General features: G+C 50.4%; 10 protein-coding genes. 1 reads left to right on the forward strand and 9 read right to left on the reverse strand.

What is annotated here, in order from left to right:
- Positions 1 to 37 precede the first annotated feature (37 nt).
- The 4 genes from H6B30_RS14355 to H6B30_RS14370 are packed head-to-tail and all read right to left on the reverse strand — an operon-like array spanning position 38 to position 8,746.
- Entirely contained in the window at positions 38 to 2,092 is a 2,055-nt protein-coding gene (locus H6B30_RS14355; RefSeq protein ID WP_205111784.1) for a RagB/SusD family nutrient uptake outer membrane protein, read from the reverse strand.
- 3 nt (positions 2,093 to 2,095) lie between these two features.
- Positions 2,096 to 5,290: a SusC/RagA family TonB-linked outer membrane protein gene (locus H6B30_RS14360; RefSeq protein WP_205111786.1), complete on the reverse strand. Its 3,195-nt coding sequence runs from the start codon at positions 5,288 to 5,290 to the stop codon at positions 2,096 to 2,098.
- 23 nt (positions 5,291 to 5,313) lie between these two features.
- A complete protein-coding gene (locus H6B30_RS14365) occupies positions 5,314 to 6,138 on the reverse strand; it encodes a hypothetical protein (RefSeq protein ID WP_205111788.1) in 825 nt (274 codons plus the stop codon).
- Between the two features lie 34 nt (positions 6,139 to 6,172).
- Positions 6,173 to 8,746 (reverse strand): rhamnogalacturonan lyase, encoded by a 2,574-nt coding sequence (locus H6B30_RS14370; RefSeq protein WP_205111790.1) that lies wholly within the window; start codon positions 8,744 to 8,746, stop codon positions 6,173 to 6,175.
- 1,072 nt (positions 8,747 to 9,818) lie between these two features.
- Here H6B30_RS14370 and H6B30_RS14375 point away from each other — a divergent pair.
- A complete protein-coding gene (locus H6B30_RS14375) occupies positions 9,819 to 13,547 on the forward strand; it encodes a hybrid sensor histidine kinase/response regulator transcription factor (protein WP_205111792.1) in 3,729 nt (1,242 codons plus the stop codon).
- Between the two features lie 239 nt (positions 13,548 to 13,786).
- On the opposite strand, the gene H6B30_RS14380 is transcribed toward H6B30_RS14375, so the two are convergent.
- The 5 genes from H6B30_RS14380 to H6B30_RS14400 all read right to left on the reverse strand — a co-directional run.
- Positions 13,787 to 13,966 (reverse strand): transcriptional regulator, encoded by a 180-nt coding sequence (locus tag H6B30_RS14380; RefSeq protein WP_205111794.1) that lies wholly within the window; start codon positions 13,964 to 13,966, stop codon positions 13,787 to 13,789.
- Positions 13,967 to 14,024: 58 nt separating this feature from the next.
- Positions 14,025 to 14,582: an NADPH-dependent FMN reductase gene (locus H6B30_RS14385; protein ID WP_205111796.1), complete on the reverse strand. Its 558-nt coding sequence runs from the start codon at positions 14,580 to 14,582 to the stop codon at positions 14,025 to 14,027.
- A 73-nt stretch (positions 14,583 to 14,655) separates the two neighbouring features.
- Complete coding sequence (locus H6B30_RS14390) at positions 14,656 to 15,036, reverse strand: YccF domain-containing protein (RefSeq protein WP_205111798.1); 381 nt, start codon at positions 15,034 to 15,036, stop codon at positions 14,656 to 14,658.
- 551 nt (positions 15,037 to 15,587) lie between these two features.
- Positions 15,588 to 16,448, reverse strand: a complete 861-nt coding sequence (locus H6B30_RS14395) for a hypothetical protein (RefSeq protein ID WP_205111800.1) — start codon at positions 16,446 to 16,448, stop codon at positions 15,588 to 15,590.
- On the reverse strand, positions 16,441 to 17,314 hold an 874-nt coding region (locus H6B30_RS14400; protein WP_205111802.1), incomplete at its 5' end, for a carboxypeptidase-like regulatory domain-containing protein. The genes H6B30_RS14400 and H6B30_RS14395, both read right to left, overlap by 8 nt.

Raw genomic sequence — 17,314 nt, forward strand, 5'->3', positions numbered from 1 at the left:
TTCGTTATTATTAATATGATGTTCTGCAATAAACGGTTTACCATCCCGGATTCTGTACAAGGCCATACCCCTTGTTGACTTCTGTGATAGGAAAGGGCTGCAGATACCATTTTGTGTCAAAACCCTTGTTCCACCATACACGCGAACCGGTTGTTATCTCGAACCGTTCGAACTCAAAGTGCGACGGCTCGTAATACATTGGATGATCAGGATTATCCCTTACGCTCCGTGTATCGTAGTACTTGTTGTACCACTGCTCCTCATTACGCTGCCAATTCCCGTCGCTGTCTTTCTTCAGCCAGTAGATACGCAAGCCATGGAGAGGTTTCTCAAAATCGGCCGCACGCTTATAACGTATCAAGTCAAAGTATCGCGCACCTTGCAAACCCAGCTCACAGGCACGCTCCCTGAGCAACTCTTCGAGAAGTGCCTCCCTGTTGCCGGTCAGGTTTTTTGTAGGATTGCACTCTGCAAGTCCGCCCAATCCCACTCGCGCCCTCACGGCATCGATATACCCTATGGCTTCAGCCAGGCTTCCGCCATCTTGTATTATGGCCTCGGCATAGGTTAGATACATATCACTGAGCAGCAGAGGAGACCACTGCGGATACTGTTTGTCGTATGCATCGCCGGCAATATATTTCAGGTTTTTATACCCGGTGGCATATATGCCGGTATTCGTTGCAGGCTGCGTTCCGGCCGTAGTGCCACCAACCCAGTTCTCATAGGGCTGCCCACTCGTCCGCCCGTCGCCCCAATTGATGGTCTGCAAGGCGCCATTGACGGCAGCAGTCTCATACAATCGCGGGTCTCGCGTGTAGCGTCGGTTCTGCAATAACTGGTAGTCGGGCAGCGAGTCGCCAGCCACAAACATCGTGTCAAGCCTACCGGCCAGACTGTCGGCTTCCCAATCAAACGGCGTTCCGTCGGCCCACGGAAACATCTCAATATACTCTTCGGTGGGACAATACGACATGCGCTCGTTGTTGCGGAGGTTGAACCACTGGTAGTTGTTGCCGCTGGTGCTTGTGCTCACCCTGACACTATGGATTATCTCGGGACTGTCTTGGAACAGGTATGAATAACGATAAGCATACCTATAGTCTTCTTGGGTGTGCCCAGCTGGCTGCACCAGATGGTATCCGCCGTTTTGAGACAGAGTGTCAAAGAAATCCTTACATGCCAGCCTGAGGTCAGTCCAAAGGCTTGCGTCGTAAGAACCGAACCAAGTGCAGGCGTCGTTCTCCATAGTATACTGACCGCTGTAGTATGGCAGATTGTCATTAAACAGTGGCGAAGCAGCAAACAACAGCACCTGACACTTGAGCGCCATGGCACCAGCCATAGTCCAGTGCCCGGTCTTTGAATAAGCCTCGGCACCGATGTATTTCCACGGAAGGTTATTGTTAGCAATGACAGTCTCAAGCAGTTCCAGCATGAAGTCGACCGTATTTCTGGCAGACTCGCGCCCGTTTGTGTATTCTTCCTCGCTTCCGGTAAACGTATTGCGTATGATTGGCAGACCGCCATAGAAGCGGAAAGCAATAAAATAGGTATAAGCCATCAAGCACCGGGCCTCATCCTTGATGCACTCTTTTTCACTTCCAGGCATATTGGGCACTCGGTCAACATTCTCAATCAGAAGCCAGCAGTTGCGCACAGTCTCCCAGATGTGCTCATTCAGGTACGGATATACCCCGCCATTATTCTTGTCGTCGGGTGAAGAAGTAAGCGATCCGTTGTAATAATCGGTAAAGACCTTCGACGAACTGTAGAACAAATGGTGGGTGTCGCCCAAAGCGTCGGGCATCCCTTTCCAATAGTTAAGGCACTGAGGTGAACCGTTTGACGACTTACATGGCAGGTTATAGTACTGGTATGCGTAGGCATTGGCAAGAAACTCGCGTGTGTATTCTGCATTTGAGAACACCGTATCAGCTGTCACAGTCCCGCCCGGAGCTTTCTCGAGGAAAGCCCCGCCGAACTGCACTTGGTCTGTGCATGCCACCGGCAGCAGCGCAGCCACAAGGCCGAGCAATGCAAATGCCTTTTGCAGACACACTTTGAATGTATTGTAATTACACCGTTTCATATTTTAAAAATTAAGTTTCAGACTTACTGTATACGTTTTCTGGAGCGGATATGACGGCGCCGAACTCGTCCGGGTCTCCGGGTCTCCCCATATAAACGGAGTGAACGTAAGCAAGTTATAGCCGCTTATTGCGATTTGAAAATTATTGATTCCCAACTTTCTTTTCAAGAAATCAGCATGGAAATTATATGCCAACGCTATGGTTTTCAGCCTTAGATACTTGGCATCCTTTTCGTAAAGAGAGCAGTCAAGATAGTTGTTGTTCAAGCCGTTTGCCCATGTAGCACGCGGATAATCGTAGTCTTGGCCGGGGTTGTCGGGCGACCATGTGTGGTCGATATGGTATTGCAATAGTCCGCCATCGCTCATTCCTGTGCGCGACTTGAACGGAATGCGGAACACATCTTCAATCATTCTCGAAACATTCCATGCCCCGGTCCACTGCATACTGAACTCCCAGTCCTTGTAACTGAACCCACAATTAATGCCGGCAATGTACTCAGGGTCGTCCGTATAGCCAATGGCGCGCGTCTTGTCGTTGTCGTCGATGATGCCGTTATGGTCGAGATCCACAAACACCGCATCGCCATCCTTCAGGTCAACGAGCTGTTTGGGGAACGGCTCGCCGAAGGTTTCTTCGTAAAGTCGCGGCGTGTCTTCATCATAGAATCGGAAAAACTGATACATATAACGAGCCCCTATGCGATGTCCTTTCTCATATTGGTAGTCGTTTTTTAGCGGAGCTTCCTTCTTTTCCTTTATCTCGTTCTGGTTATAAGACACATTTACAGAAACCCAATAACGGAAATCCTTGCCGATATTGTCATTCCACTTAAGGCTTAGTTCCCAGCCCCAACTGTCTACAACTCCCAAGTTTGCGTATGGAACAGCATAGCCCACATAGCTCGGGGCGGTCATGTCTTGCAGCAATATGTTTGTGCGGTGCTCACGGTAATAGTCAAATGTTGTGCGTAAACGATTGTCAAGGAAGTTAATGTCAACGCCATAGTCTTGCTTGAAAGCCTTCTCCCACGAAACGTCTGGATTGTTCTTGGCCATCTCGTAAGCCCCCATGTGCAGTGTTGCATTGTCTATTCCGAAATTATAGCCGTGGCCGTCGCGCACTAAGTATTTGCCATCGCCGACCACATACGGATCGGATGTGTACATGAAACGGCTTCCGCCTATGCGGTCGTTGCCTACAAGGCCCCACGAAGCGCGCATTTTCAGGAAGCTGACCACCCCGTCAAGGGGCTTGAAAAACTTCTCCTCACTCACCACCCATCCAACGGATCCGGCGGGGAACGTGCCGAAACGGCGGTCGGGATGGAAGTTCTCCGAGCCATTGTAGCCTATGTTGAACTCGGCCAGATAGCGGTTTTGGTAGTCGTAAGTGGCTCGGCCAACAAGCCCGACATAACCGCGCGGAACATCGCGGTACGTCGACGGATAATACGTCTTGCTTTGGTTGTAAAGCAGCAGACCTGTAAAAGTGTGGTCACCAAACGTGCGGTTGTAGTTTAACGACGCCTCAAAATACCAGTCGCGCGCCTTGCCCGTTTCCTCTTCGTAGGTCTGTAGTCCGTTTTCACCATACTTGCGGTAGACGATTTTGCCATCTTCATCGAGTATGGGATAATAAGTTGCCTTGGTCACAGTACCGCTCTTAACCACGTTGAACTGGTTGTTGTAGGCTCCTTTCAACTTGAGCAGCAGGCCTTTTGTGACGAAATCGAGCTTCTGTTGCAACTGAAGGTCAATCTGCAGTTTATTGATGTTTGTAGAGATATGGCCCCCGTTGATGGCCTCTATGTCGCCTATACCGCCGTTGCCAAAGTAAGACAGTCCGTTGCCGCCTACAAAAGGAAGCGTCACCCCGTCGGAATAATCGGTGCTGGTGCTCACGAACTTGCCGTCTATGATGCCGGGGCTGGAAAACGGTGTGGCCTGATACATGGTCATGATAAGGCCCGACGACCCGCCACCGGTATTTGGCTTGTCGGCATTGCTTACGTTGCCTGCCACGTTGAACGACACTGTTGTCGATTGGGTTACGTCCAAATCCAAGTTTGCACGATAGTTAAACCTATTGTACTGATAGCCATAGTCGTAGTCCTGGTTGAACTCCTTGAACAGCCCACCCTGTGTCATCATTCCTGCAGAGACGAAATAACGCAGGTTTTTCGTGCCGCCGCTCACGTTAACGCTGTGCTTGGTTTGCAGAGTAACGTCTTTCATTATGTAGTCGGCCCACTGCATGCTCGGAAAGCGTATGGGGTCGCTGCCGTCCTTGAACTTCTGCAACACCGCGTCGGAAAACATCGGCGTAAACTCAGCCCCGCCAGACGCATCAAAATCGTTGAGCTGCATTTGGTTGTAGAACTGTGCGTAGCCATAGCTGCCGGCCTGTTCAACCATCTTTGTAGGAGCCAAGGCCGAGAAAGACGTCGATACGTCAACCTTTGCCTTTCCCTCTGTTCCGCGCTTCGTAGTGATGAGCACCACGCCGTTGGCTCCGCGCACTCCGAACACGGCAGTTGCCGAGGCATCCTTCAGCACAGTGATGCTTTCGATGTCTTCAGGGTCGATGTCTGACATCGAACGCTCCACGCCGTCGACCTGTATCAACGGCGACGAATCGTTCCATGTGCCTTGCCCACGCACAAAAATTGTTGCCGCATCGCTTCCGGGCTCGCCGGAATACTGCACAGAGGTTACACCCGAGAGTTGGCCTGCAATGACATTATTAACAGAACTTACCGGCGTACGAGTCAGCTCAGCTCCTTTTACGCTCGACAAAGCACCGGTAACAGTCACTTTTTTCTGCACACCGTAAGCCACGACTTCCACTCCCCTCAGGCTTACCTCTTCTGACTGGAGCTGCACTCTCATCCCGTTTTGAGCCGCCACCACTACCGGCTTGTAACCAACATACGTTATGCGAAGCCTTGCCCCCTTAGCCGCATTGATAGAGAACCGTCCGTTGATGTCTGTAAGAGTTCCCTTTGAGGCATCACCACCATCCACCGTCACCGTGGCTCCTATGACGGCTTCGCCCATGTCATCGACGACAACACCCGTCACAACCTGCTGACTTACGGCAATCCCGGCCGCCTCCGCCATTGCCGGAACGGCAAATACGGATGGCGCCAGGAACGCCGAAGCCTGCAGAGTCGCCAATAATAATCTCCTGTTCATATACCAAAGAGTTTTCTTGCCTCTTACTTCAGAACTACCTTCTTGCCATTATGTATGTAAAGTCCCTTCACCGGCGAGTCCACCTTGCGCCCGTTAATATCATACCAATGGCCATCGCCCTTTACCACATAGTCTACTTTTTCTATCGCATCGGCCTCTCCGGCAGACGCGATGGTCAGTTTTTCGATATATATTCCCGATTCAGACATTAGCAGAAGGTTTACGGTCGGGTCGGTGATTCCGTCGTAAATCTGGAACGAAACGGTCTTGAACTGCTCGCTCACGCGGTTGCGCTCCTCTTCGGTTATGCCCTGGTTTTCCATGTAGTCGGGATCTCCGCCATAGTAATCCACCAATGCCTGGTTCAGTTCAGCCCTCGTCATAGAGCCGTAGCGCCCGGTTTCGTCCTGGTCAAGGTCTTTGTCGTCAAACACAAACCCACTGTTGCTGTCGTTTGGGCTGAGCACAATGGAAACCACATCTCCGGGGTGAAGATCCATAATGGAGAGGTAACGATTGTTGTATTGCGACCACAATCCGCGCCAAACGGCATCGGCTGTGTTGCGGAACACCCAGCTCTTGCCCCGGTTGTGTATGCCTATGCGCTTGTCGTAGTCTGTACCGTCGGGGGCCACGAGGTATACCATGGGAATGTCTGCCCCGTCTGTCTTGGAATGGATTGAGAACACATGGTCGCCATCCGTGGTGTTTCCTTCGCCATAGGCAGGGTTGACTATGCCGCCGCCATCCGCGGGGGCCGGGGCCACAGTAGTGAAATCGTAGGTAACCTGGGCATTGATGCCCATAGCAAACATTGCCATCGCAATAACAGAATAGATTTTTTTCATTGCCTTAAGTTTTTAGTTGTATTGAATAATTGAGTTATTTTATTATTATCTTTTTTCCATTACGGATATAAATTCCCTTGCGCGGGTTGTCCACGCGCAACCCAGAGAGCGTATAATACTCCCCGTCTGCTTGCCTCATGCCTGTGGCTGTGCTTATGCCCGACTCGTCATGGCCTGATTTTGAGCGTATCGAGATACTGCGGATATACGTTCCGGCACCGGCTGTAACGACCATGTCTCCGTCGGCCGCCACCACTACGGTGCTTTCGCCTGCCTCGACAGCTACGATTCCTCCTGCCATTCCCTTATCGTCGAACGTCAGCACAGACCCCTTGCAAAGGTTGAATGTAACCTCGTCGCCGACGTGCAAACCGAGCACAGCCAGCTTAGCCTTGCCCCCCTGCGACCACAAGCCCTCGTAGGTGCTGCTGGCATCGCGGTAACGCCAAGTGCTGCCATCACTGCCAAAGCTGCCCGCAAAGCGGTTGTCGTAATCGTTGCCGGCATGGGCTATCAGCCTCATAGGCTCTCCGGCCGGTGTCACCGGGCTGCCCCAATCGACGCCCACAATACTGTTGTTGACGCCTACGCCTGTGAAATCGTAGACAAGAGAAGTGCTGCCGTCGTCGGGTTGGTTTTCCGATATGTAATCAGGCAGGTAATAACCGAGGTGAGGAGGCATGTTGTAACCCACGTCCTGCCAGGCCACGCCCATTTCATAAATGTGGTCGGTCATAAGCCAAGGCACTCGGCATTCTGTAGGAATGTTGGTGGTGAAGATGTTCAGAGTGCAAGAGTCGGCATCATCCCACAGGATGACCTCCTCGCGCCAGTCGCCCATGATATCGGCGATGAGGCACGGGTGGGGCTTTCCGTTGGTTGACGAAGAATTGCCGTAGGCCCACATCTGTATGACATGGTCAAAGTTGCCGCCACCGTTCCACTTGTCGACAGTAGCGTCGTAAAAAAGCTCATCAGCCGGGTCTCCGTCCCAATACAGCCTGAACTTGTGTGGCTTGTCGGTTGCGAGCGTGGCTATCTCCCCGCCTTTTACATTATAGATGACAGGAGATGCGGCCGTCCAGAACTCAGCCCCACGCTCAGACAGGTCGAGGTCGGCCATGGTGCCCATGCCGTTGTCGCCTGCACTGCCTTCAGAGATGAGAATCTCGCCAGTGCCGGCATCTCTGAGATGATAGCCATAGGGAGCCTCCTCGTGAACCATGAAAAACTCCAGCCCCTGACGGTCGGGGTCGAAATCGCCGAGGTGGATTGCGTCGCCATGACCCAAGCCTGTGCTGTATAGCATCCACCCGTCATCGTCGAGTGCTGCCGAACCAAACATTATCTCGTCGCGGCCGTCACCATCCACATCGCCTACAGATATATTGTGGGCCCCTTCTCCGAAACAGGTATTGCCCTCGGTGGCCACCCCGTCGGGCCCATCGAGCGGACGGCCCGATGTGTTTTCAAGGTATCGGCGGGTCTCGCTGCTTCCGTCGGGAGAATAAAGCGTGAGGTCGGCCTTGGCTGTCGACGCCGAAAGCCATCGCGTAACGAGCCGCGAGCCATCAAAGTCAACCGCCCAGATGTAAGCCCGTGTGTAATAGCCGCGGGTGAATATGGCCGACGGATTGGATTCTTGCCCGTCGAGATATGCCACACAACACAGATAGCGCTCGCTGCGATTGGCATAGTCATCTCCCCAAAACGCATCGTCGGGATAGTCGGCCACACCGCACAGTCCACCGGCGCGGTTGGGTGAATACCACACGGTGTGGATGGCTTTCCCGGTCTTTCCGTCGAACACGGTCAACAGCTCGGCACCTCTGAATATGCGTCCGTTGGAGCGGTTGCGCAGGTCTTCCACATTGTCAAGAGCCTTTATCGCCGGGTCTGATGCTGCCTCGGTGACATAAGCCCCTGTTCCGTCCTTGCTCCCTGGGGCTGTCTTGCAAAGCATCTCGGCCTGTCCGTCGCCATCAAGGTCGTAGAAAACAATCTGTGTGTAATGAGAACCGGCACGTATGTTTATGCCCAAATCCACCCGCCATAGTCTTTCGCCGCCAAACTCATAGCAGTCGATGATGCAGTTTCCGGAATATCCGTTGCCCGTCGAACCGTTGTCCTTCGAATTGGTAGGCTCCCATTTTAACAACAGTTCGTACTCCCCGTCACCGTCTGCATCGGCCACAGCGCAATCGCCCGGGAAGTACGAGTAGCTCTCTCCCGACGGAGTACGGCCGGCGGCGGGCCGGTCGGCCTTCAACGTTGTGAAGACGTCGGCCCACGGAGTCACCGCCTGCGTTTCCTCAACCACACGGCCGTTTTGCCTTACGACCACACTGTATGTGTTAGACTGAGTCCCGGTCATGTCAACGAAAGACGTGGAGCGAATCAAGTTGGAGGCTATCACCTCGCCATCGCGCAAAACATCAAACGCAACACCCGCATCATCACCGGGCAACAGCCTCCAACTGAGGAAGACCCCACTTGACTGCGAAGGCAAAGCAACCAATGAACGCCCCCTGCTTCCGGCAACGAGACTTGCCGTGGCCGACAGTGTGAACGCCATGAAACAAATCATTATGGTTAGAATATTTCTCATACTGTTATATAGTTTTTTTGGTTTTCAGCCATATTTTTACGATAGTACACGAAGTATTTTTATTTTACATCGACTTGAAGTCACAGCCAAGAGCCCTCAATACCAACGGCTCGGCAACGCCGAAGTCACCAAACGGCTTTAAGCCTGTTGCAATGGTTGCAAGTGGTTTTGGTGCTGCAAATATAGATATCTGCACTATCTAAAATGGGCCACAAACGTACAAAAACAGCCATTTTTAGACTATCAGCACCTTTCGGGCCACTGTTACACCCTATAAAAGGGTGTGGGAAAGACATTGCTTACGTGTTGTTGCAACAAAAAGACAATCGGGCTACCATAGGGCTCTTACGCATATTCAATGGTTGAACGTTGAAAAAAATGAGCAAAATACACCAAACGCAAAAATTACATTAAACGTCATTGCCACCAGCGATGCGATTGTTTGACAAGACCATCATCGGCTGTGCCTGCATGGCAGGCCTTATTATATGATGCCTTTGATTAATTACAACTGTCAATTTTAACCATGTTTTCGTGGCGCAATGGCTGTTTATGCAAACTACCTGGCTGCCAGCGAGTTGTGATTTGGCCCGTTTTAGCCCGTAAAACCGGCCGTTTCTCAGATTGGAAAAGGCCGTTCTGCAGTGCAGAACGGGCCATATCGACAGACTGGGCCACGCTTGCAGGTAAACGGGCAACAACCGCCTGTTGTGTTGCACAATGGAAAAAGGACACCGGCGGGGAACATTCCGGACAAAAACCAACACATCTGCGCCAACCGCCACACAGTTGCAGGCTTAATGCGAACCTTTTGCCAAGGCTCATAGAGCCTGAATTGGGCAAATGCTCAGGTCTGTCATAACTACATTGCAACGGATACGCACAGGAGCTACTACAAACACCCTGGAGTTGAATGGTGCATTTAAAGCATTCTGAAAATAAACAATGACAATAAAAACAACGGGCTTTTCTTGGACAATACATCACAAATGCTTAAATTTGCAACATGCGCAATATCTTAATATCAATACTAACAATCATAAACTTGTTTTGTGCCTGCCCTTTGGAAGGCATGGACATCTTTTCACGCAAATTTAACTCAGAAAACGGACTGCCCGACAACAATGTAAGAAACATCATACAAGACTCCAAAGGATTCATCTGGATGGGTACGCCCGGAGGCCTTTACCGCTTCGACAACTATTTCTACACGACATACAAATATTCTGAAAGCGGGAACACGAAGCTGCTCAACAACAACCATATCAGCGGACTGTACAGGCTGCCCGACGACAGACTGCTCATTGTCGAACTGGGAGGCAAGCTGTCAATATTCGATGTAAACAGTAACAGATTCGTTGATCTGCCCGCTCGGAAGAAACAACACGTCTACGACAGCGTGCGCACAACAAAGACAGACATGCAAGCCCTCGCACAATTCAAGACTGTAATAGACAATGGCGGGAACGTTATCAACGACAACCTCGGCAACATGGTTGTTGTAGACACAACGGGGCTAATATGGTTTATTGACCGCAACACACGCGAAGTCATAAATATGCGAGTGTTCGACAAAGACCTCTTCCCGCTGGTAAACAGCAAGAAATACAAAATCGTCACTTCAAGGAAGAACAACCTTATATGGGTGTCGACAAACGGATGCGGCATAACCGTTTATGACCGCAAGACGCAAACCGCTCGCCACATACGCCATGACTCTGGCCTTATTTCGTCGGATTTCATCATAGACATGTGCATGGACAGGAATGAAGATGTATGGGTTGCCGACGAATTTAACGGCGCAGTATGCCTCACCGTACAAGACAACGACACGGCTGTCAAGCTGCTTAACCCGCATGCCGGCAACCAACGGGCCAACCAGGTCTATGTGATGAGGTGGATGCCAGACAGCACTTTGTTTATTGCCAACACATTCGCCGACGTATACAAGACAGACCACAGCATGCACATACCGCCCCGTCCGACCATAAGCGGACTCGACGTACACTCCATTTGCTCAGACATCAACGGCAACACGTGGATAGGGACAAGGCAGGAGGGAATACTCGCCAAAGGCAGAAAATGGCTGCGCCACGACCCCAAAGACAGCCGAACGGTGTCGGCCAACAACATTCTGCATATGCTCTGCGACAGCAAGGGCCGCATTTGGGTGGCAGCCGCAGAGGCCCACCTCGACCTTGTTACTACCAACAATGACGGAACCATAACATTCCGCCACTTTTTCGGCGAAAACTTCTCGCCGAGGGTAATGCTGCAAGACAAGGCCGGAGCCATTTGGGTTGGGGCTGAAAGTGGCCTGTATCGATTCTATCCTGACGAACTTATTAATAATAGCGACGCATTCACACGCATCATACCCGCTGCTGACTTGGCTCACTGCAATGTATGCTGCATATTTGAAGACACCAACGGACACATATACATAGGAACAGCAGGCAACGGCGCCTACAGGATAGACGCCACAAAGAGCATAGGAAAGCAAAACAGAAAATGGCAAATTACGCCAATAAAAGGACTTATATCCAATGATGTCCGCTCAATGATAGAAGACGACCTGGGCGTAATATGGATGGGAACCAACAAAGGCATAACATGCTATGACCCACGAGACGGCAAAATATGGTACAGATACAACGAATACGACCCCGTGCAGAACTTCTATGCCGACAACTGCGTATGCCGCATGCCCGACGGGAAACTTGCTTTCGGCACAAACAGGGGGATTGTGATTTACGACCCAACAAGGGCCGCAAACGAAAACGGAACCGCAAACCGACTTACCATCACCGACATACTTATCAACGGGGTCTCGGCCGGACTCATGGGCAACGATTCGCCTATAGACGGTGCACCCGACAACGAAGAAGCCATCACCCTGCCGTACAACAGGAACTCATTGACCATAAGATTCTCTATGTTCAACTTCAAGTCGGCCATGGGAACGCGCTACAGCTACTACCTCGAAGGCTATGACAAGGGCTGGAGCGAACCCTCTGCCTACAGCTTCGCATCATACAAGAACCTGCCTCCGGGAAGATACATATTCATGGTCAGGGCACATGACAACGGACCGCGCCCAAGCGAAGAGAGACGGATGGCTATCACCATCAGGCAACCGTGGTGGAGCACTTGGTGGGCATGCGCAATATACATGGCCTTGGCTGCCATAGTTGGAACCGCGGTGTTCCGTCAACTGCGCACCGTCTACAGGCTACGCCAGCGCATCGCCATTGAGAACAAGCTCACAGAATATAAATTGCAGACGTTCACCAACATATCGCACGAGTTCCGCACACCATTGACTATAATACGCGGAGCCATGCAGAGCATCGGCAACCAAGACATACCGGCCGGGATGCAACAGCCAATAAGCAACATGCAGAAGAGCGTCAACAGGATGATGAGACTTGTAAACCAGCTCCTTGAGTTCCGTAAGATGCAGAACAACAAGCTCAGGCTTGCATTAGAAGAAACCGACGTGGTGAAATTTATCAAGGAGATATTCTTCAGTTTCAAGGACATTGCCGAAAACAAACGCATAAACTACATGTTCATACCGCAGGAAAAGTCGAGAATGGTGTTTGTAGACAAGGGGCATTTAGACAAGATTGCCTACAATCTACTGTCAAACGCTTTCAAATACACGCCTTGCCAGGGTGAAATCACGGTGAGACTCGGCTTTAAGGACAACAAGATGATTATTCGCGTGGAAGATAATGGTGTAGGCATACCTAAGGAAAAGCAACCGGAACTATTCCAAAGGTTCATGCAAAGCACGTTTTCCAATGACAGCATCGGAATCGGACTAAACCTTACCAAGGCCTTGGTGGAGGTTCACAAAGGCAGCATCAGTTTCATGCCAAACGTTCCCAAAGGATCAATCTTCACCGTGGAACTGCCAACAGACAAGGGTGTTTATTGTGAAGAAGACTTTATGGCTCCCGGACACCTGCTACTTGAGCATGCCCAAGAGGGTAATGGCAGAGCATACCACGAACTGGCAGCACAGCCTATGAACGACCGCAAGGTGCTTATTGTTGAGGACGACGCCGACGTCATGGAATATCTGCGCGAAACAATGCAGAGGATATTTACCGTACACACGGCCATGGACGGGATTGAAGCTCTCCACACACTGGAAGACCTGCAGGCCGACCTCATCATCAGCGACATAATGATGCCCCTGATGGACGGATTGGAGTTCACGGCAAGGGTGCGCAACAACGAGAACACCAAAGACGTACCGGTCATCTTGCTGACGGCACTGACCTGTGACGACAAGAGGATAAAGGGTCTGAAAAACGGAGCCGACGCATACATCACGAAACCATTTGACCCTGAGCTACTAATAACAACAGCCGTTAGCCTGATAGAGAAAAACGACCGTCTGAAAGAGCAATACACGAAAAAATCGGCACGACAAAAGGCCATATTGCCACTGATTATAACAGACGAACGTGACAAGCGTTTGCTTGACTCTGTGGACATGTGGATTGACGGGCATTTGTGCGACCCGATGCTCTCGGTGGATGAAGTTGCCAAAGCCATGGGATACAGCAGAACCCACTTCTTCAAAAAGATGAAGGCACTGACCGGACAGCCTCCGGCCGACTATATAAAGGCGAAACGCTTAGACAAGGCGGCCCAACTGCTTAAGGACGAGACCACCACTGTGGCCGAGGTCTGCTACAAGGTCGGCATAAGCAAGCCCAACTATTTTGCGAAAATCTTCAAGGAAAGATTTGGCATTTCACCAAAGAAATACCAACAAGGAGGCTAAAACAAAGGGCAGCATGAAACAGTCATTTGACTTTTGTAATCATTACATCAAGAGGCTGTGCCACACATTTGGCACAGCCTCTTGTAAGTAAGCCCCTTGCATAGGGCCCGTTGCTTAAACCATAATAAGCTATTTGGGATGATTAACTGATTATTCGCTTGTCGCCGAACCTGTTGCAGTGGCTACAGAATAAAACAATAATCAGGCTATTCCCCAAAGACGGCTACAATAACATTCAGCTACTCTGCAGGAGCCCATTTGCAACGAACAGGAGAGACTATTGCCCCCTCTTCCTTTAACTGCTTCATGGCCTTATCCACTTCCTTGCGGTCGAGCCCGCTCAGTTCTGCAATCTTACCCGCATTCAAAGGCTGGCCAGCCTCCTTCATTGTTGCCAATACCATTTCTTTTGCTTCCATAATTCTCTGAACTTAAATTATTAATGTTTTGATGTGTCTATATCGTTATACTATTGTTTTATCCAATGTATTCCAAGAAAGAATCCACCTGTTGTTTCAACTGTTCCCTTTGCTCGTTTGTCATAATCACGCGCCCCTCTGTCCATGCCTCCAGGTTAAGCTGGATGCCTGTCTGCGGCTTTACCATGATGTCTGCACGAATGAACGGCAGTGTGAGCAGCTCCATCAATTTCTCTCTACACTTGGCTGTAGCCGCAGTCCCACCGGCACCGCTCAGGGCAACTTTCTTCCCGTTGATGGCCAAAGGCGTCTGCTGGTCTCCTGCCACAAGCGGACGTGAAAGCCAGTCAATCAGGTTTTTCAAGTGACCTGGATAACTGTAGTTGTATTCCGGTGAGAATATCCATAGTGCATCAACTTCTGCCACTTTATCCCTCACCTTCCTCACGGCATCAGGCGCAGGAAATTCGATGTCCTGGTTCATCAGGGGCACATCGGAATAATCAAGATACTCCACAATTGCCCGACCTTGCAACAAACGCTCAGCCTCTTCGGCGAGCTTTCTATTGAACGATTCCTTACGCAGGGAACCGATGATAAACAATATTTTCTTCATTCTGGTTATTATTTTAATTCATTTGACTAACGTGATGCATAGCCAACAGATTACTTAATGAGTTCGGCATGCCTCACCACATGTTCAATTCTACAGTTTTTCCAAATGGCGCAAGCGAAAGCCTTGCCATCTTGAAGTGCTGCTTTGCAAATGGAATGCCTATGATTGACACAAATAGCAATGCCCCAAAGAACACATGCATCAGCCATGACCACAGTCCGCCAAAGACAATCCAAAGTATATTCAGTGGAATACGGATGCAACCCGTTGGCCCATCCGTTTCCTTTACTACTGCACCAAAAGGCCACAAACAAAGCAAGCCAAGCTTGAATGTTTGCAAAGCCACTGGTATGCCTATTATGGTGATGGCCATTGCCACACTCCCGGTGAAATACCCGATGGCCGCTTCAAGCCCACCGAAAAGCCACCACAACAAATTACCTATTATACGCATTCCTTCATTAATAGTAAATCAATTATTAAAACCGCATTGGTGTATTTAGCACCACGGGCAACAGCATAGTGCTTGTTGAGCAAGCCAAGTGAACATCCGCGTTTATCCTTGCTTAATTTCACACTCCATGGCGCCCAATGATGCCATAAACCAATGGTGCCATGCTTTGAGCAACGGGCTCATCCCATTGGTTGGCTTAGCGCCATTTGCTTTGTTTCCACATTAAATATTATGCCAACGCGAACACTCTGTCCACGTGCCGGCAACCGAGTTGCGCTTGGCTGCTACGCCTTATCGCAAAGGCGACAACCTCGTGCCGACAATCAAATGGCGGCATATCGGGCCATATCACCCGACCTGAGGTAGATTCATTCAAATGCAAAGATACACTATTTTATTTCAAAACACCACACTATGATTGAAAAATAAAGTTTATGCCCAAATAGATGTTGGCCCACCGAACATGCTCCGCATGCTTTTGTTGATGGGGCTGGCAATGTCTTTATATAATTGACTATGGCGTAATAATCGGCTCTGCCTCCACTATACGTTTAGCGCCCGGCCTTTACACCTTGCCCATTCCTGATTTTAGAGTTCACAAACTCCCTTATTTCCCGCGGACCGTGCATACCGACAGAGTCTCTGGGAAATGAGAGCCGCTTGTGAACGGAATCATAATATTCCACTGTCACACTATCCACGCTACTGTAATCAATGAAAAAAGTTGTAGAGTCCGTGTAATCTACAAATTCGCAAGTATAACGCAAAGTGCTGAAATCGTCGGGAAACACAAACGTGCCATACGACTTATCTGTGAGCAATGGCTGCGCCTGCCACAAGCTATCAATGAGATTCATAACCTCATTGGCATGTCGTTGATATCTGATTGAATCTAAAGGGCACACCCACACCGTCGGACTCGGCCGGCCACCAAGGCCATACCAACAGCCTTTCAGTGTGTCGACCCTGAAGCATTCGATGTCGGTGTCAAATCCAAATTCGTCAATCGAATGTTTAAGATCGCGAATCAGCAGCCCCTCTTTTTTTCCTAAATGTAGGCATGGCTTTGCCATAAAGCCGCCTTGCCGATAAAGGACATAATCGCCATACGTGGCGCAAAGACGACGTGAAGAAAAGACCAACCCAGTCAGAAACCAAACAGGAAGTGCCACTGCCAACGAGAACAGGAAATCAATCCTGAGCCACCATTTGAGCACCATAGGCTTTTCTGTTCCCCGGCTTATTGGCCAAGCAAGCAGTCCGAGCAGAAGTCCGGCAGACAGGAACCAAAAAGGCAAATCCCACCGCCACATGACGTCCTCACCAGTGAGGCACACAAATGCAGCGACAATGGCCAAAAGCACAAGCTGCGCCCAAACCATATATTGCACCATCTTATACCTTCTATCCATCTGTCCGCTCATCTTTGTGCTTAAACCTTACGGTTTTCCTTGCCTTTCGCTTTGGATACCTTACCTTTATTGTCACGGGGACGCCGTAGCCTTCGGCCTCTATGCGGAATGTCGCTTCTTTAACAGGCTTTCCGTCTGCACCTTTCATTCCATAGCCATAGTCCCAGTAAATACGGCAAGGATGCTTCTCGTCGATATATTCGACGTCTATGCGCAGGCAATCTTTCTCACTTTCGCCATCCATCCAAATGCGTTCAACATATATGTCATCGTTGTCAATGGGGTTGCCGTGCTCGTCTATCACGTTCAGGTCAAGGTAATGTATTACGCCACGTTTGATTACCGGAACCATGCCGTCCAGTACTTCGCCCTGTAACGACGGTGCCAATGCAAGAACAACTGCGGCATCACCCATTCCTTCAGTCACGGCAATCGTCTGCGTTTTGTAACCGATATATCTCACTTCCAAAGTATCGCCGATGCAAGCCGGTATATCAAACCTGCCGTCTACATCAGTCACTGCCCCGACGGCATCGTGGCGGTTTGTTATTGTAGCCCCAACCAAAGGCTCTTTTACCACATTGCCGTCAGACGTTGTTTCTTCGCCAAGCACAGTGCCTTTGACTCTGATTGTATATGCGGCTACTGCCACGCTTCCTTTCAAAACGCCTTGCGCCTCTTGCCTTGCCTGAGCGTCTGCTTCCGCAGGCATAAGCATGGCGAGTGCCGCTGCCGATATTCCGGCCAGCGTCACCGCCTTTCCGGCAAGGGAGCGGGCACGCAACTGCTGCTCAAGGTAGCGCACCTCGGCCTCGCACTTGGGGCAAGTGCCAAGGCAGTCGCCTTTGTAGCGGCATTCCGACGTT

Source organism: Marseilla massiliensis, assembly GCF_016899955.1.
Lineage (GTDB): Bacteria > Bacteroidota > Bacteroidia > Bacteroidales > Bacteroidaceae > Prevotella > Prevotella intestinigallinarum.